Genomic DNA, 17,465 nt, shown 5'->3' with positions numbered 1-17,465 from the left:
CCTTTAACTCGATTTCTTTTCTTTTATAATGCCGCCTATCCCCCCCTGAAAAGCAAACACCATGCAGGCACAATTTATCACGCTTGACGGCATCGACGGCGCGGGCAAATCCACCAACCTTGCCGTGATTCGAAATTGGTTTGAAACCCGCAACCTGCCGGTGCTGTTTACCCGCGAGCCGGGCGGCACGCCGGTGGGAGAGGCCTTGCGCGAAATCCTGCTCAACCCCGCCACCCAAGCCGGTTTGCGCACCGAAACACTGATGATGTTCGCCGCCCGCTGCCAACACATCGAAAGCGTTATCGCCCCCGCGCTGGCACGCGGCGTGAACGTGGTTTCCGACCGCTTCACCGATGCCACCTTCGCCTACCAGGGCGGCGGCCGCGGCATGCCGCCGGCCGACATTGCCGCGCTTGAAAACTGGGTGCAAGGAAGCCTGCGTCCCGATCTGACCATCCTGCTCGACGTGCCGCTGGAAGTTTCTATGGAACGCATCAGCCGAAACCGCGAAAAAGACCGCTTTGAGCAGGAAGAAGCCGCCTTTTTCACCCGCGTGCGCGATGTTTACCTTAACCGCGCCGCCGCCGCCCCCGATCGCTACGCGGTTATCGACAGCAACCGCGGGCGCGAAGCCGTGAGGCAGTCTGTCGAAGCCGCATTAAACCGGCATTTCGGGTTATGATTGTGAATTTTGATTAGATACCGAAAGGCCGTCTGAAAATTTTTCAGACGGCCTCGATGTAAGAATTAACCGCGTTGTTTACACAGCGCCCGCTCTGTTAAGTGCCGTATTCCGCCCACAGTTGGTCTTGCAGGCTCGCCTCTTCTCCGCCTTCGGCAGGCTCCGCGCGCACGTAGCTGCCGTCGGGGCGCATCAGCCATGCCTGCCGGTTGTCCTGCAGGGCAAGGGTGAGGCCTTCGCGTATCACGCGGGCTTTCAGGGCGGCGTCTTCGATGGGTGTGCAGGTTTCGATGCGGCGGAAGAAGTTGCGCCCCATCCAGTCGGCGCTGGAAATATAGGTGTTTTCTTCACCGTTGTTATAAAAATAATATACGCGCGAGTGTTCGAGCTGGCGGCCGATGATGGAACGCACGCGGATATTGTCTGACAAACCCGGCACTTCGGGGCGCAGGGCGCACATGCCGCGCACAATCAGATCGATCTGCACGCCGGCGGCACTGGCGGCATAAAGGGCTTCGATAACCTTGGGCTCAATCAGCGAATTCATTTTGGCGATAATCCGCGCCGGCCTCCCCGCTTGGGCATGGCACATTTCCCGCTCTATGCTTTCCATAACCATGGGCTGCAGGGTAAACGGGCTTTGATACAGTTTGTTCAGCCTCCCCGGCTGCCCCAGCCCCGTAATTTCCATAAACAGGGTGTTCACATCGGCAGTCATGTCTTCATCGGCGGTAATCAGGCCGAAATCGGTGTAGATGCGCGAAGTACCTTGGTGGTAGTTGCCCGTACCCAAGTGGGCATAGCGTTTGAGCACACCGTTTTCGCGGCGGATTACCAGTGCCATTTTGGCGTGGACCTTATAGCCGAACACCCCGTATACCACGTGTGCCCCGGCATTTTCGAGCTGTTGCGCCCAATTGACGTTGTTGGCTTCGTCAAAGCGCGCCATCAGTTCCACCACCACGGTAACGATTTTGCCGGCCCGGGTAGCGCGCAGCAGGGCCTTCACCAGCTCGGATGTACTGCCGGTACGGTAGATAGTCATTTTGATGGCCACAACATCGGGATCGACGGCGGCCTCTTGGATAAAGCGCACCACCGGTTCAAACGACTGGTAGGGGTGATGCAGCAGAACGGGGCCGGCTGCAGCGGCAGCCAATACTGATTTGCCTTTGCTCAGGTTACTGGGAAACCCCGCCGTGCGAGGCCGGTACTTTAAATCGGGGCGGTCCACCATATCGGGCACTGCCATCAGGCGCACCAGGTTTACAGGTCCCCTCACCTGATAAAGCTCGGATGCGTCAAGCTTGAAATGGCCGAGCAGGAATTCATAAATATGCGGCGGACAGGTTTCTGCCACTTCGAGGCGGACGCCGTCTCCGTATTCGCGGTCTCTCAGCTCGCTCTGAATGGCAGTGCGCAGGTTTTTCAGGTCTTCTTCGTCTACCGTCAGATCGCTGTCGCGCGTGAGGCGGAACTGGTGGCAGCCTTTGACTTCCATACCGGGGAAGAGTTTGCCCACATATTCGTGCAGAATCGACGATAAAAACACAAAGCCGTCGTCGCCGTTGCAGATTTCGGACGGCAGCTTGATAACGCGGGGCAGGATACGCGGCGCCTGCACGATAGCCATACCTGAAGCCCGACCGAAAGCGTCGTTACCTTCCAGTTCGACGGCAAAATTGAGCGATTTGTTGAGCGGGCGCGGGAAAGGGTGCGAAGGGTCGAGGCCGATGGGGGTGAGGATTTGCAGCAGCTCGCGGTCGAAATAGTCCTGAACCCATGCGCGCTGTTCGGGCGTCCAGTTACGGCGGCGGTAGAAATGTATGCCTTCTTTGCTTAAGGCAGGCTGCAGCTCTTCATTAAACAGAGCGTATTGCTCGTGTATCAGCGCCCGTACTTCTTCGCGGGCGGCAGCAATGGTTTCAGTAGGGGTTTTGCCGCTGTCAAGAATCAGATTGGGGCGCTGTTTCTGCTCGCGCTTGAGGTAAGCCATGCGCACTTCGAAAAATTCGTCGAGATTGGATGATACGATGCACAAAAAGCGCAAACGCTCCAAAAGCGGCACGCGCGTATCCTGCGCCTGCGCCAATACGCGACGGTTAAATGCCAGCAAGCCCAACTCGCGGCATAAAAAACGGTTGGTTTCAGACATTGATTTGCTCCATGCTTCGAAAGTATTGATGTTAATCATATAGTATAACGTTTTTCAGCATAACTTTCACAATCATAGCGATAGGCCGTCTGAAAAAAAAACGAACTATACCTTTTCAAGTTGGAGAAATTCGACTTGTTGGGGGTACAGTTCGTTTTTTTCAGACGGCCTGTTTGAAAACGTCAAACATTCTCTTAACGTTAAGCGCCAAACTCTTTTTCAACCGCCTTGCGCACTTTTCCGGCAGAGGCTTCGATTTCAGCTTGCGCCACTTCAGTGCCGGGCAGGGGTTCGGTTCCGTTGGCTTCTGCATGATTATCCGCCACAGCTGCGGCAGCAGTTTCTGCGGTGGCGGCCGGCTGCGGTGCGGTTAACGGCAAGCGAGCCAAGATGGTTTCGGTGGCGCTGACTTTGTCGCCGATGGCCACCTGCGCCTGCGCATCAACCGGCAGGTAAACGTCAACACGCGAACCGAAGCGGATAAAGCCGTAACGTTCGCCGCGCCGCAATGTGTCGCCTACCTGCGTATAGCACAGAATCCGCCGCGCCACCAAGCCCGCCACCTGCACAAAGGTTACTTCGCGGCCGCTGCGGGTAGTGGCCAACACGGCGTTGCGCTCGTTTTCGGTACTGGCCTTGTCCAAATCGGCGTTTACAAACTTGCCCGGCGTGTATTCCACCGCCGTTACCGTGCCGTCGACTGGCGAGCGTTGCGAATGCACGTTAAACACGTTCATAAACACGCTGATTTTCAGCGATTCCACCCGGCGGTAAGGGTCGGGCGCGCGCTCCACCACCACAATGCGGCCGTCAACCGGGCTTAACACCGCATCCGCATCCTGCGGCACAGTCCGTGCCGGATCGCGGAAAAACTGCAACGCAAACACGGTAAACAGCCAGAAAGGCAGCGACCACCAACCGGCCCACAAAGTTATCAAAACACCGGCAATCAGGCCGCCGCCGATAAACGGCCAGCCTTCGCGGGCGATAATCGGGTGCGGGTAAAAACGGGACATAGCGCTTCCTCTGTGTTGTCTGTAAAGGGTTCCGGATTATAGCCGATAACGGTATATAAAGGGAAAAGGCCGTCTGAAAACAAAAAACGGCAACTGCTTCTCGGCTATAATAAAATAACTATTTTTACCGAATAGGCCGTCTGAAATGCCCAATTCCCCGCAAGAACCCCTACGCCTTTCCAAACGCATGGCCGAACTCGGCCTCTGCTCGCGCCGCGAAGCCGACGGCTATATCGAACAGGGCTGGGTGAAAGTGAACGGAAAAACCGCCGTGCTCGGCCAGAAAGTTACCCCCGCCGACCGCATCGACCTCGACAAACAGGCACACGAAAAACAGGCGCAGCGGGTAACGATACTGCTCAACAAACCCGTAGGCTATGTGAGCGCGCAGGCCGAAAAGGGCTATAAATCCGCCGCCGAACTAATCACCCCCGAAAACCGCTGGGAAGGCGACGACAGCCGCATCAAATTCAGCGAAAAACACAAATTCGGACTCGCCCCTGCCGGACGTTTGGACATCGACTCGGTCGGCCTGTTGGTGCTCACGCAAGACGGCCGCATCGCCAAACAGCTTATCGGCGAAAACAGCGGCAGCGAAAAAGAATACCTCGTGCGCGTACGCGGCACCTTGGGCGAAGAAGGCTTAAGGCTGCTCAACCACGGCTTGAGCCTCGACGGCGAAAAGCTCAAACCCGCCAAGGTGGAATGGCAAAACGAAGACCAGCTGCGTTTTGTGTTAAAACAGGGCAAAAAACGCCAAATCCGCCGCATGTGCGAACTGGTCGGCCTGCGCGTAACCGGCCTCAAGCGCATCCGCATGGGCAAAGTGAAACTGGGCAGGCTGCCGCCGGGCAAATGGCGCTATCTACGGCACGACGAAACTTTTTAAACACCAATTGCAGCCGCTACAACCCAAAAAAAAGCAGAACCCCATACTGCAAGGCCGTCTGAAAGTTTTTCAGACGGCCTTGTTTTATTCAAACAGCAAAATATCTCAACACAGGGCGGCATCAAGCGATTTCCTGTGTATTGCCTGATTTGGAAAGGTTGCCCCCCCATCAAAACCAGGCCGAACTCTAGGGCCTGTTGACAATTAACACAACGGCGGTGTTTTTGGTCAAAAATCCCCGTCTGCGGCGTTAAAAATGCTCGCAAGGTGTCCAACCTTGCTGCGCTTTTTGCCTTGCATACGCGGATTTTTGCCTCAAAAAACCGCTTCGCCGGTCAATTATCAACAGACCCCACCGCCGTAAAGGAGTTTCTGATGAAAACACCGGTTTTTCTTCATAACCCGTCGTCAGGCGGTTTTCACTGCCGCCCGATGTTTTCCTGCAGAACAGGCGGCTGCGGCTTACTCTTCTTCGGTGAGCATTCCCTTGGTGGAAGGCATCTGCCCGGCCATGCGCGGATCGAACTCTACCGCTGCGTGCAAAGCACGGCCGAAGGCTTTGAACACGGTTTCGGCTTGGTGGTGGGCGTTTTTGCCGCTGAAGTTGTCGATATGCAGCGTCATCATGCTGTGGTTGACCAGGCCGGTGAAAAACTCGCTGAACAAATCCACATCAAACCTGCCGATTAAGGCACGGGTGAATTCGATGTTGTAAACCAAGCCGGGGCGGCCTGACAGGTCGATTACCACGCGGCTTAAAGCCTCGTCGAGCGGCACATAGGCATGGCCGTAGCGGCGGATACCCGCCTTGTTGCCCAGCGCCTGTTTTAATGCTTGGCCGAAAGTGATGCCGATGTCTTCGACGGTGTGGTGATCGTCGATATGCAGATCGCCTTTGCAGGTGATGTCGATGTCGATCAGGCTGTGGCGGGCCACTTGCTCAAGCATGTGCTCCAAGAAAGGCACGCCGGTGTCGAAGCGGCCTTGCCCCGTTCCGTCGAGATTGACAGCCACTGTAATTTGGGTTTCACGGGTATTGCGGCTGACTGCGGCCACGCGGCCTTCGGCACGGTTGAAATCGATTGCGGGTGCGGGTACGGAAAATGCCGCCTGTTCCGCCGCTGCGGCACGGGCTGCTGCCGCTTCTTTGCGGCGCTGTTCCTCTTCGGGATTATGCTCGCGGTTCATCCAGCCTTTGCGCTTGCCCATGCCGGTTTCGAATTTCGACAAAAGCGAGGGGCGGATACCGCGGCCGTTTTCATCTTCGGATTGAAGCTCCAGGCGACGCTTGATTTGCGAGAGCGAAGCGGAGTTATCGTAGCCGCAGCGGCGTGCCAATTCAGCCATAGAACCGGCCTCTTTGATCAGCAGCTGCAGATTTTTAAGATGGAGTTGGGTTTTGTTCATCAGAATATTCCTTTACGGTTGAAACCCCGCCACTTACATGGCGGTGGGATTTGGCTTTAAACAGGAAGGCGGGGGCACCTTCCCTATCAGGGCAGTACACAGGACGGTGCTTTATGAGCCGTCCCGCATATTGGAACTTTTAACAAAAAACAGATTAAAATTATTAATGCTGCCACGGTATGCCGTCTGAAAACATAACGGGCGTTTTTTCTAAACATACAGGTTGCGGATAACGTTTAAAACCGCATCGTTCTGCTGCGGCGAACCAACGGTAAGGCGCAGGCATTGAGCCAAGATCGGGTGCGAACCGTGCAGCTTTTTCACCAGGATTTTATTTTTCTTTAAGGCTTCGTATGTCTCTGCGGCATCGGGTACGCGTACGGTAATGAAATTGGCTTCGCTCGGAAAGGCTTTCAAACGGCCTATAGCAGACAGCTCACGAAACAGGCGTTCGCGCTCGGCTTTCAGGGCTGCGGTAGTGCGTGCGATTCTATCTGCATGTTGCAGGGCGAATTTCGCCGTTGCCAAACACAATTGGTTCATATTGTAGGGCGGCACGATTTTCGCCAATTCGCGCATCAGCGCCGCACAGCCGCAGGCATAGCCCACGCGCAGGCCGGCAAAGCCGATTTTGCTGATGGTGCGCATCACCAGCAGATTTTCAATGCTGCCCGCCTGAGGCAGAAAGCTGTCGCCGCTGAACGCGCCGTAGGCTTCATCCACCACCACCAAGCCCTTGGCGGCGCGGATAACGGCCTCCACTTCTTCGCGCTTAAAACCCGTGCCGGTGGGGTTGTTCGGATAAGCGATAAAAACCAGCGCGGGGTTATGCTTTTCAATCGCAGCCAGCACCGCCGACAGGTTCAGCGTGAAATCTTCGTTCAGCGGTACGCCGATATAATCCATGCCGAACAAAGCGGCATTGTGTTTATACATCACGAAACCCGGTTCCACCGCCAGCATGGCCGCACCGGGCTTGGCCAGCAGCATGGTAACCAGTTGGATCAGCTCGTCGGAACCGTTGCCCAATGCGATTTCGGCCGCCTGCGGAATGCCGAACACTTCGCGCAAGGCCTCCCGCAGGCCGCTGGTTGCGGGGTTGGGATAAAGGTGTATCGGCGCTTTTTTCAGCAAGCATAACCATTCGTTTAACAATGCTTCATCGCCTGCAAACGGATGGCAGGGGCTTTCCATTGCATCGAGCTTGATAAAGCCTTCAGGCAAATCGGCCACCTGGTAGGCGGTTAAGGCTTTGATATCGGAACGGATAAAATCGGAAACGGCAGTCATATCGCGGTTGCTGTTCAGAGTTGCGGACGGCTTGAAAAATACATGCCCGACAGGCATTTCAGTATTTTTGCATAAATTTCCGCAAATATAACATGTTTTTTTTACAGTCAGTTAATTTTTTATTTTATTTTTGCACAGTTTTGCTTAAAGAAACCTTTAAAATAAGGCAAAACTGCTGTAAACATTAACGGTGCGACGGTTCGGCAAAACCTGCTTGAAGCTGAAAATATTTGTCTGCCGTTATAGGGCTGATGTTTTAAAAGCCGATAGATCCGGCAAAAGGTTTCAGGCCGTCTGAACGTTTCAGACGGCCTGCTTACTGTTTTTCCCCTCCTCCTTAACTGCCGAAATAAACCCGGCCTCCGCTGCAAACACGCCGTATCGGCCATTGATACACCCCGGCCAGCAACCCCGGCTGCATCACGGCTTCGGCCGTGCCGGCGGCTACCAGTTTTCCTTGGTTTAACAACACGATGTGCTGTGCGTATTGCGCGGCCAGGTTTAAATCGTGCAGCACCATCAGCGCGCTGAAACGCTGCGTGTGGCGGTTGAGATAGCGCATCAGGCTGTGTTGATGGCGGATATCAAGGTGGTTGCACGGCTCATCGAGCAGCAGCACGGGGGCGTTTTGCAGCAGGGCGCGCACGATGTTGGCGCGCTGCTGTTCGCCGCCGGAAAGGTCGTGGATGCGTTTGCCGGCCAAACCGGCAAGGTCGAAATCTTCGAGCAGCGCCTGTGCTTCGGGCGGCAGTTTGGCGGCCGTCTGAAACAGTTTGCCGCTGTTTTTCTGCCCCAAGGTAATGTATTCGCGCACGGTAAGCGGCATCCGGTAACTGCCGTGCTGCCCCACCCAAGCCACCTTGCCCTGTTTCAGCTGCGGGGCGGCGGCCTGCCCGAACAAAGTAATCTCCCCTTGCCCGGCCTGCCCGATTAAGGCTTTGAGCAGGGTAGATTTGCCTGCGCCGTTGGGGCCTATTACGGCGGTGTGGCAGCCGTGCGGAATGTCCAGCCCGCCCAGCGACAGCAGGGTTTTGCTGCGGGTGGAAACGGTTAAATTGCGGATGGAAAAAGAGATGTTGTCCATAATCGGTTGGATTGGGGAATAAATAATGACAGTTTCTTTTTCTATTAAGAAACAGATAGATGCTCGGATCAAGTACGAGTATGACGGGTATTCTGAATTTTTTCAGACGGCCTCAGCTGCCGCGCAACGGCCGCAGAAACAGCCACATAAAAAACGGCCCGCCCAGCAGCGCAATCACGATGCCCACCGGCAAATCCACCGGATAGGCAAGCCAGCGGGCGGCGCTGTCTACCGCCAACAAGAATACCGCGCCGAGCCAGGCGGAGAGCGCTATCAGCTTGCTGCGCCGTCCGCCCACCGTTTGTGCCAGCACATTGGGAATCATCATACCGAGAAAGCCGATGATGCCCGACAACGACACCGCCGCACCGGTCAGCAGCGCGGCGCCGGCCACCGTTTGCAGGCGCACGCGCGGCACCGAGATGCCCATGCTCACGGCGGTGTCTTCGCCCAGCATCAGAATATCCAGTTTTCTGCCCGCACCCAGCAGCAGCGCCAAACCCGCCAGCATCACACCTGCGGCATAAGCGGGCGGCGTAAAACCCGCTTCGGCCAAGCTGCCCGACAGCCAAACGGTGGTGCTGCGCAACACCAAGTCGTCGGACAAAAACAGAATCAGGCTTACCAGCGCCGCCGAAAACGCGCTCAACACAAAGCCCAACACCAGCAAACCTAGCATGCCGCCGCCCAGCAGTTTGTGCGCCGCCAGAATCAGCAGACACACTGCCAGCGCGCCGGCAAACGCCGCCAGCGGCACGCCGATGCCGCCGACGCCGAAAGCCAGCACGCAGATCACGCCCAAGGCCGCGCCGCCGGAAGTGCCGATCAGGCTGGGGTCGGCCAGCGGGTTTTCAAACAGCGCCTGCAAAGCCGCGCCCGCTGCCGCCAGCGCGGCACCGACCAACAGCGCCGCCCACACGCGCGGCAGGCGGATGGCCTGCACGGTTTCGTCCGCTTGGTGCGGCATTTGCCATTCGCCGAAACCGATGCCGGTGCAGAACCAAATCAGCGCGGCGGTGGCGGTTACAGCGAGAATAAAGGAAACGGGTTTCATGATATTGAAATAATAGGTAAATAGCGGATGAATAGGCCGTCTGAACACCTTCGGCAGGGTTTTCAGACGGCCTGGAACCTTTGCAAAATTCCTTTTAACATCTTCAACCCTCTGTGTCATGCTCGGGCTTGACCCGAGCATCTTTTGGTTTCAAAAGAAATATGCAGATACTCGGGCCAAGCCCGAGTATGACGGGATAAAAACATTTTCAGGGGGGAGGCGCCTTTTTATAAAGCTCCCGGCCTGATGGTTATTTGGCCAAATCATGCAGTTTTCTCACCACTTGCGGCGTATCCAAACCGTAGCGGAACATATCGTTGGCCGGCCACAGGTAAATTCTGCCGTTTTTGGCGGCGGGGCTGGCGGCCACTTCGGGGCGCGCGGCAAACTGTTGCGCGCCGCCGATGACTTTGGCGTTGTGGTCGGCAATCACGATCACATCGGGCTTGGCCGCCAGCCACGCTTCGCGGTTGAGCGGTTTCATGCCGTCGATATGGGCGGCGGCGTTGGTGCCGCCGGCGCGGCGGATGATTTCGTCGGCGGCGGTGTTGCGCCCCGCCGCGATGCGGCCGTCGTAACTGAACAGGTAACGTTTGCCGCTGGCGGGCTGCTGTTTCATTTCCGCCTGCCATTTGCTTGCCAACGCATCGGCTTGGGCGGTTTTGTTAATCAGCTTGCCCAGCGTGCGGATGCTTTGCGGATAGGCGGCAATGCTGTCGTCCGGCGCGATGTTGACGGCATTGATGCCGGCACTTTTCAGACGGCCGTAAATCGCGGCGGGCTGCACCATCCACGAACCGACCGCCAAATCGGGCTTGGCGGCGATAACCGGTTCGACGGAAAGCTGCCGGTAGATACCGATACTTGATTTGTTTTTCAGCGCGGGATTGCGGCTGGTTTGGTCGCGGGCAACGATTTCACCGGCCGCGCCCAGTGCCACGGCAATATCGGCCACATCGGGCGACAGCACCACAATGCGCTGGGCGTGGGCGGTTTGCAGGGCAGCCAGTAAAACGGCAGCGAATAAATATTTTTTCATGGGTATGCTTTCCTTTGCTTTTTTCAGACAGGCATGTTCGGCGCAAAGGCCTGTTTGGAAGGTTGGTTTCGGGTTGTGCCGTTCAGACGGCCTGCAGCAAACCGTCGGTAATTTCCCGCCAGGCCGCCAGCTCAGGTTCGCCTTCCTGCCTTTTGCCGAAAATCTGAATCACGGTTTTGCGGCGGCTGTCGAAACCTTCCACGCAGGTAACGAAACCGTCGCGCGTCGGGCGGCGCACCACCCAGGTTTCGGCGATTTCGTCGTCTTTCAGGTGCAGGCTGAAGCCTTCTTCTTGGCTGTCGAAAATGTTCAGATAGCCGCGTGCGCGCACGAGGTTGTGCACACGGCCTGTCTGAATCTGCACGATGCCGCGGTTGCCTGAAAAAATCATGATTTCCAAGCCCTTGGCCTTGGCTGCTTCCAGCACCTGCTGCCAAACTTCAGAGCCGAGCCGGCGGGTGAGGCCTGCGGGCGCGTGGCGGTAGGCGGTCTGGCGGTCGAGATTGAAGGTTTCGAGCAGGCCGCCGAAGTAGTGGATGTCTTTCAATTCGAGCCAGCGTTCCTGAAATGCGGCCTCTTTTTCGGGCATTAATGCGGCGGCGGCCTCCACAGGCGGCAATTCGCCGCTTTGGAATTCAGGTTTGCCGCTGCGGCCGAAAGCGGCCAGCAAAGCCTGCCATTCGGCTTCTTTATTCTCTTCTTTTAAAAACACTTTCTGAACCGCCACGCCGAACTCGTCGTAAAACTGCACCGAGCGCGAAACCTTGCCGCCATCGCGGGTGGTAACGGCCAGCGCATGATGCCAGCGCGCGGGGAAGATGCGCAGGTCGATGCCGCCCACATTGAGGGCGATGCCGGAGGTGGGCGCCATGCTCACGTTTTCATAAACGCCTTGTTTTTCGTGCACGCACACGCTGTTGCGTACCACGCACTGCACCCGCCCCAAGGTTTGCAGTTTCAATACGATATCGCGGATGTTTTCCTTGCCGCCGAGATAAACGCTTTCGGGCGCGTCGGCCATCAGCGCGCCCTCGCTTACGCCCAATTCGGCCGCGCCTTCGCGGGGAAAATACACGCCTTGTTTGCCGGCTTTGTTGGCTTGGTATTGTTGCCAGAGATTCATCAGTTGTTTCCTTTCATGTTTTTCAGACGGCCTGTTTCACAACATAAGGCCGTCTGAAAAGCCTTTTCCTTACCTTTAAAACTTCACCTGCACCGTAGCCGCCACGTTGCGGCCGCTCATGCTGTACAAATCCATCACGCCGGTATCGGCCATGCCGGCCACATCAACGTGCTGCCAGTATTTTTTGTTGCCGAGGTTGTAGAGGTTCAACCCCAATTCGACGTTTTTCACCGGCTTGTACCACGCACCGATGTCCCACACACCGTAGCCCGGCGTTTTGAAGAAACTTTCGCTGCTCACGCGTTTCTGCTTGGCCGCCCAGCGCAGCTTGGTGCCTGCACCCCATTTTTCCTGCGCATAATCCACACCGAGCACACCGTTGAGCGGGTAGGCGGTGTCGAGCGCATTGCCGTTGCCGTCCTCCCCGCGCATCCAGGCGATGCTGCCGTTGAGGTGCCAAGCACCGCCAAAACGGTGGGATGTGGCCGCTTCTATGCCGTAGGTTTTCACTTTGTCGAGATTATCAAAGCGGAATATCTGCAAACCGTTTGCCATACCGACAAATTGTCGGGAGATAAAGTCGCGGTAGCGGTTGTAGAACGCGGTAACTTGCACCCTGCTGTTTCCGCCTTTGTATTTCAAACCCAATTCAAAGCTGTTGGAATGCTCCGATTTGAGGTTGTTGTTGGGCACGATTTGGTAGCCGTATTGGGTGTTGGAAAACGACATGGTGGCCGAATCGAACGGCGGCGTGCGGAAGCCCTGCGAATAGGTGGCGAAACCGGTAAACGCGTCGCCCATCGGCCAGCTTAGGCGCAGGCTGGGCGTGATGGCGCTGTCGCTGAAGTTTTGCGGCAGGCTTTCGGGATTGGCGTTCAGATAGGCTTGGTCGATTTGCGGCTTCAGCTTTTCGTATTCGTAGCGCAGCGCGGGCGTGAGCACCACGCCGTTGGCAAAGGCGATGCTGTCTTGCGCATACACGCTGAAGGTGCGCCGTTTGCTGTCGGGGAAGGTTTTATTGGGATAGAGGCTGCCGGCATAGCTTTTGCTGGTGCTGCCGTCCGAATTAACCGTGAGGCTGTCGCGGCTGCGCTCGGTGTCGACGTGTTTGAATTCCGCCCCCGCCACCACGGTGTGTTTCAGACGGCCGGTGTCAAACTCGGCCACCGCACGGCTGCTGATACCGTTGGCGGTTTGGTCGAAGCCGTAGTCGGAATAACGGACGCCGCTGCCGACGGTGCGGCCGTTAATCGCGGTTTCGCTCGTGTTCACCGCATCGTCCTGCGCTTTGAGCTGCTGGCGGTAAAACATGATTTCGGCTTCTTTCAGACGGCCTCCGCCCATATAACGGTAGCCCAAGCCGAAGCGTTGGCGGCGGGCGGAATCATACGCTTCGGCCAGGCTCTGCGTGGCGGTAACCGTGGTCGGGCCGCGCACCACGCTGCTGCTGCCCAGCGTGTTGAGCAACTCGGTTTCGTTTTTGCGGTAAAACTGCTCGAACACGGCTTCGAGACGGTGGTTTTCGTTGCCGATATTGCCTTTGGCCAGAATATTGTAGCTGTTGTTGTCTTGCGGATTGTTTTTGGTGCGGCTGCTGTCGCGCGTATCGGCGCTGCCTTTGTTTTTGATTTCATGCCCTTGGCGGCGGGTGAGCATCAGCAGCCCCTCGGCGTTTTCGGTGCGGCCGGCCGCCGTGGCGGTTAGGCCGTGGCTGTTGTCGCGGCTGCGGTAGCCGTATTTCAGACCGAAGTGATAAGGCTTGTCGGCATCGACGAAATCGCGCGGCGAATAAGTGGCCAGATTTACCACCCCGCCCAGCGCATCGCTGCCGTAGAGCGCGGAATACGGCCCTTTCACAATGTCCGCCTGCTTAAGCGTATCGGGTTCGACCAAATCGCGGCCCGAAATCGCACCGTTGCTGCCGCCGCCTGCATACGCCTCCGGCAGGCGCACGCCGTCCACCATCATCAGGATGCGGTTGCCGTCGATGCCGCGGATATTTACGCCCGCGTTACCGCGCCGCGTGTTGTCCGACGGCACCCACACGCCCGGCTCGTATAAAAACACATCATCCAAATTCGCAGCGGCGGCCTGATTCAGGGTTTGCCGCGACACCACCGCCACATTCGGCGCGGCGAGGTCGAGCTTCTGCGCGTTGCGGTCGGCGGTTACGGTAACGGTTTCCAGTTCGGCAATTTCAGGCTGCACGGTTTCGGCATAAAGTGCGGGGGCGGCAAAAGCCATCACCACGGCGCAGGCGGCGGGTTTTAACTTCATGTCTTTTCCTCAATAAAAATCAATAATTTAAAACAGTTTGATTCGTAACCGCCCGCTTCTTTTCAGACGGCCTTCCTGATAAAATAATTGATAATGGTTCGTATTTATATATTTAATTTATGAAAAAGACAAGTTTTGCAATGTAAAAAAACACGGCATCGTCAATAGTGTAAAAACCCGATTCCGCGCCGTTTACTGTTTTTCAAAACAATCAGGCCGTCTGAAAAAATCTTTTCAGACGGCCTGTCCGGCAACTTCACTCAATACTCAATCCGCTTCGGGATAAGTGCCTTTTACCAGAATATCTTTGTTTACATGATGAATATCGCGGTGGCCGGTAAACGCCATCGAAATATCCATTTCTTTATATAAAATTTCCAGCGCGCGGGTTACGCCCTCTTCGCCGTATGCGCCCAAGCCGTAAAGGAAGGCCCGCCCTATCATGGTGCCGCGCGCGCCGAGCGCCCATGCTTTGAGGATATCCTGCCCGCTGCGGATGCCGCTGTCGAGCCACACTTCGATGTTGCTGCCCACCGCGCCCACAATATCAGGCAGGGCTTTGATGGTGGAAACGGTGTCGTCGAGCTGGCGGCCGCCGTGGTTGGAAACCACGATGGCATCCGCCCCGCTCTTCACGGCCAGCTCGGCGTCTTCCGGCTCCATAATACCTTTGATAATCAGCTTGCCGCCCCACAAATCTTTGATGCGGGCAACGTCGTCCCAGCTTAAGCGCGGGTCGAACTGTTCGGAAGTCCACGAAGAAAGCGACGACAAATCGCCCACGTTTTTGGCATGGCCGACGATGTTGCGGAACGTGCGCCGCTCGGTGTTGAGCATTTTCAGGCACCATTCGGGCTTGGCAGCCAGATTGATTAAGTTGGCGAGCGTGGGTTTCGGCGGCGCGGAAAGGCCGTTTTTGATGTCTTTGTGGCGCTGGCCGAGCACCTGCAAATCGGCGGTGAGAATCAGCGCCGAACAATTCGCCGCCTGCGCGCGCTTAATCAGGTTTTCCATAAACTCGCGGTCGCGCATCACATAAAGCTGAAACCAAAACGGCGCACCGGTGTTTTCGGCCACATCTTCAATCGAACAAATCGACATGGTGGAAAGCGAAAACGGTATGCCGAATTTTTCGGCGGCGCGGGCGGCTAAAATTTCGCCGTCGGCATGCTGCATGCCGGTAAAGCCCGTCGGCGCGATGGCCACCGGCATTTTCACATCCTGCCCGATCATCTTGGTAGCCAGGCTGCGGCCTTCCATATCCACCAGCACGCGCTGGCGGAACTTGATGTTTTTAAAATCCGAAGTGTTTTCGCGGTAAGTGGTTTCCGACCACGAACCCGAATCGGCATAGTCGTAAAACATTTTCGGCACCTTGCGCTTGGCAACGCGGCGCAGGTCTTCGATGCAGGTCATCTTACTCAAATCACGGTTCATAGTTCACTCCACTTTGGTAACCAATTAATTTATTTATACTTTTCAAAACCATCATCAAACAGACTATTTGAGAACCTTTATCAATTTACACCAAGCTGCCGGATATATCAAACACCCGGGGCCGTCTGAAAACATATACTTGACTAAAACACTCAGATATTAGACAATCCGCCAAACACAACCACCACAACACCAACAACTGCCATGCGACTCACCACAAAAGGGCGGTTTGCCGTTACCGCCATGATAGATTTGGCGCTCAACGCCCAAAACGGCGCCGTGAAGCTCAGCGCCATCAGCGAGCGGCAGCATATTTCCCTTTCCTATTTAGAACAACTTTTCAGCAAGCTGCGCCGCGCCGAGCTGGTGGAAAGCCTGCGCGGCCCCGGCGGCGGCTATGTTCTCGCCTCCCCCGCAACCGAAATTAACATCGCCCAAATCATCGCCGCCGCCGAAGACCGCTTGGATGCCACCCAATGCAGCAGCAAGGCCGACTGCCGCAAAGGCTCGCCCTGCCTCACCCACGAGCTGTGGGAAAACTTAAACAAAACCATCCACAACTACCTCAGCAGCGTTACCCTGCAACACATTATCGACCAAAAAAACACCGGCAACACCCAAGTAGTAGACTTTACCCATACCCACATCCATTAAAAAACCATAATCAAGAAAGAACACAACCATGACCGTTAAAACCCCGATTTACCTCGACTATGCCGCCACCACCCCCGTTGATCCGCGCGTGGCCGCCAAAATGATTCCTTATTTAACCGAACAGTTCGGCAACCCCGCCTCCAGCAGCCACAGCTTCGGCTGGACGGCCGAAGAAGCCGTAGAAAACGCCCGTGCCGAAATCGCCAAACTGCTTAACGCCGACGCCAAAGAAATCGTGTTTACCAGCGGCGCCACCGAATCCAACAACCTCGCCATCAAAGGTGCGGCGCAGTTCTACAAAACCAAGGGCAAACACCTCATCACCGTGAAAACCGAACACAAAGCCGTGCTCGACACCATGCGCGAACTCGAACGCCAGGGCTTTGAAGTAACCTATCTGGGCGTGCGGGAAAACGGCCTGATTGATTTAAACGAACTCAAAGCCGCCATCCGCGACGACACCATTCTGATTTCCGTGATGTGGGTCAACAACGAAATCGGCGTGATTCAGGATATTCCCGCTATCGGTGAAATCTGCCGCGAAAACAAAATCATCTTCCATGTCGACGCCGCCCAGGCCGCCGGCAAAACCCCGATTGACGTGGAAGCCGCCAAAATCGACCTGCTCAGCCTTTCCGCCCACAAGATTTACGGCCCCAAAGGCATCGGTGCCCTGTATGTGCGCCGCAAACCGCGCGTGCGCCTCGAGGCGCAAATGCACGGCGGCGGCCACGAGCGCGGCTTCCGCTCGGGCACCCTGCCCACCCACCAGATTGTCGGCATGGGCGAAGCCTTCCGCCTCGCCCGCGAAGAATTGGAACAAGACCGCGCCCACGCCCTCAAACTGCGCGAACTGTTCCTGAAAGGCATCGAAGGCATCGAAGAAGTATATATCAACGGCGATTTGGAAAGCCGCGTGCCCACCAACCTCAACGTGAGCTTCAACTTCGTCGAAGGCGAAAGCCTGATTATGGCCGTGAAAGAGCTGGCCGTATCCAGCGGCTCCGCCTGCACCTCCGCTTCGTTGGAACCCAGCTACGTTTTGCGTGCCCTCGGCCGCAACGACGAACTCGCCCACTCTTCCCTGCGCATCACCTTCGGCCGCATGACCACCGAAGAAGAAGTGAAATTTGCCGCCGAACTGATCAAATCGAAAATCGGCAAACTGCGCGAACTCTCGCCCTTATGGGAGATGTTTAAAGAAGGGATTGATTTGAATACCGTGGAATGGGCGGAACATTAAAATTGGTGCGTGAGGCCGTCTGAAAAGGCAGGTCATATTCTTGAATCTGACTGAAACATATTTTTCAGACGGCCTGAATAAACAAATTTGAACAGTAAGTCGGGCATTTATGCCC

The 17,465-nt window shown here is 56.2% G+C and carries 15 protein-coding genes; 4 read left to right on the top strand and 11 right to left on the bottom strand.

Annotated elements, in window-relative coordinates; translation table 11 throughout:
* Positions 1–61: 61 nt before the first annotated feature.
* A complete protein-coding gene (gene tmk, locus Q3970_RS03710) occupies positions 62–682 on the top strand; it encodes a dTMP kinase (protein ID WP_303099263.1) in 621 nt (206 codons plus the stop codon).
* A gap of 97 nt (positions 683–779) precedes the next feature.
* Here tmk and ppk1 read toward each other — a convergent pair whose 3' ends face one another.
* Together ppk1 and Q3970_RS03700 are read right to left on the bottom strand one after the other, a co-directional pair.
* Positions 780–2,837 (bottom strand): polyphosphate kinase 1, encoded by a 2,058-nt coding sequence (gene ppk1 / locus Q3970_RS03705; RefSeq protein ID WP_303099305.1) that lies wholly within the window; start codon positions 2,835–2,837, stop codon positions 780–782.
* A gap of 200 nt (positions 2,838–3,037) precedes the next feature.
* A complete protein-coding gene (locus tag Q3970_RS03700) occupies positions 3,038–3,853 on the bottom strand; it encodes a phosphatidylserine decarboxylase (protein ID WP_303099262.1) in 816 nt (271 codons plus the stop codon).
* Between the two features lie 145 nt (positions 3,854–3,998).
* Between Q3970_RS03700 and Q3970_RS03695 the strand changes: the two genes are divergently transcribed.
* On the top strand, positions 3,999–4,742 hold the full coding sequence (locus tag Q3970_RS03695) for a pseudouridine synthase (protein ID WP_303099261.1): 744 nt from the start codon (positions 3,999–4,001) through the stop codon (positions 4,740–4,742).
* Here the strand turns inward: Q3970_RS03695 and Q3970_RS03690 are convergent.
* The 9 genes from Q3970_RS03690 to Q3970_RS03650 form a co-directional block, all read right to left on the bottom strand.
* A complete protein-coding gene (locus Q3970_RS03690; protein ID WP_303099260.1) occupies positions 4,739–5,017 on the bottom strand; it encodes a hypothetical protein in 279 nt (92 codons plus the stop codon). The genes Q3970_RS03695 and Q3970_RS03690 overlap by 4 nt on opposite strands.
* A 187-nt stretch (positions 5,018–5,204) precedes the next feature.
* A complete protein-coding gene (hisB, locus tag Q3970_RS03685; RefSeq protein WP_303099259.1) occupies positions 5,205–6,149 on the bottom strand; it encodes an imidazoleglycerol-phosphate dehydratase HisB in 945 nt (314 codons plus the stop codon).
* A 210-nt stretch (positions 6,150–6,359) separates the two neighbouring features.
* Positions 6,360–7,439, bottom strand: coding sequence for a histidinol-phosphate transaminase (hisC, locus tag Q3970_RS03680; protein WP_303099258.1), 1,080 nt, complete (start codon positions 7,437–7,439; stop codon positions 6,360–6,362).
* A 337-nt stretch (positions 7,440–7,776) separates the two neighbouring features.
* Positions 7,777–8,523: an ABC transporter ATP-binding protein gene (locus tag Q3970_RS03675; RefSeq protein ID WP_303099257.1), complete on the bottom strand. Its 747-nt coding sequence runs from the start codon at positions 8,521–8,523 to the stop codon at positions 7,777–7,779.
* 112 nt (positions 8,524–8,635) lie between these two features.
* Positions 8,636–9,577 carry an iron ABC transporter permease gene (locus Q3970_RS03670; protein WP_303099256.1) on the bottom strand — a complete coding sequence of 314 codons (942 nt, stop codon included), beginning with the start codon at positions 9,575–9,577 and terminating at the stop codon, positions 8,636–8,638.
* Positions 9,578–9,827: 250 nt separating this feature from the next.
* Entirely contained in the window at positions 9,828–10,616 is a 789-nt protein-coding gene (locus Q3970_RS03665) for a hemin ABC transporter substrate-binding protein (protein WP_303099255.1), read from the bottom strand.
* Between the two features lie 82 nt (positions 10,617–10,698).
* The gene (locus tag Q3970_RS03660; RefSeq protein ID WP_303099254.1) at positions 10,699–11,739 is read right to left on the bottom strand and encodes a ChuX/HutX family heme-like substrate-binding protein; all 1,041 of its coding nucleotides are present in this window, start codon (positions 11,737–11,739) and stop codon (positions 10,699–10,701) included.
* Between the two features lie 75 nt (positions 11,740–11,814).
* Entirely contained in the window at positions 11,815–14,016 is a 2,202-nt protein-coding gene (locus Q3970_RS03655; protein ID WP_303099253.1) for a TonB-dependent hemoglobin/transferrin/lactoferrin family receptor, read from the bottom strand.
* 267 nt (positions 14,017–14,283) lie between these two features.
* Positions 14,284–15,453 carry an alpha-hydroxy acid oxidase gene (locus tag Q3970_RS03650; RefSeq protein ID WP_303099252.1) on the bottom strand — a complete coding sequence of 390 codons (1,170 nt, stop codon included), beginning with the start codon at positions 15,451–15,453 and terminating at the stop codon, positions 14,284–14,286.
* A 204-nt stretch (positions 15,454–15,657) separates the two neighbouring features.
* Here Q3970_RS03650 and iscR point away from each other — a divergent pair, with 204 nt between their 5' ends.
* The gene (gene iscR, locus Q3970_RS03645) at positions 15,658–16,107 is read left to right on the top strand and encodes a Fe-S cluster assembly transcriptional regulator IscR (protein ID WP_303099251.1); all 450 of its coding nucleotides are present in this window, start codon (positions 15,658–15,660) and stop codon (positions 16,105–16,107) included.
* 28 nt (positions 16,108–16,135) lie between these two features.
* Positions 16,136–17,350: an IscS subfamily cysteine desulfurase gene (locus Q3970_RS03640; protein ID WP_303099250.1), complete on the top strand. Its 1,215-nt coding sequence runs from the start codon at positions 16,136–16,138 to the stop codon at positions 17,348–17,350.
* Positions 17,351–17,465 lie beyond the last annotated feature (115 nt).

This window comes from Neisseria sp. (genome assembly GCF_030530745.1).
Classification (GTDB): domain Bacteria; phylum Pseudomonadota; class Gammaproteobacteria; order Burkholderiales; family Neisseriaceae; genus Neisseria.
This window is presented reverse-complemented; position numbering and strand designations above follow the sequence as displayed.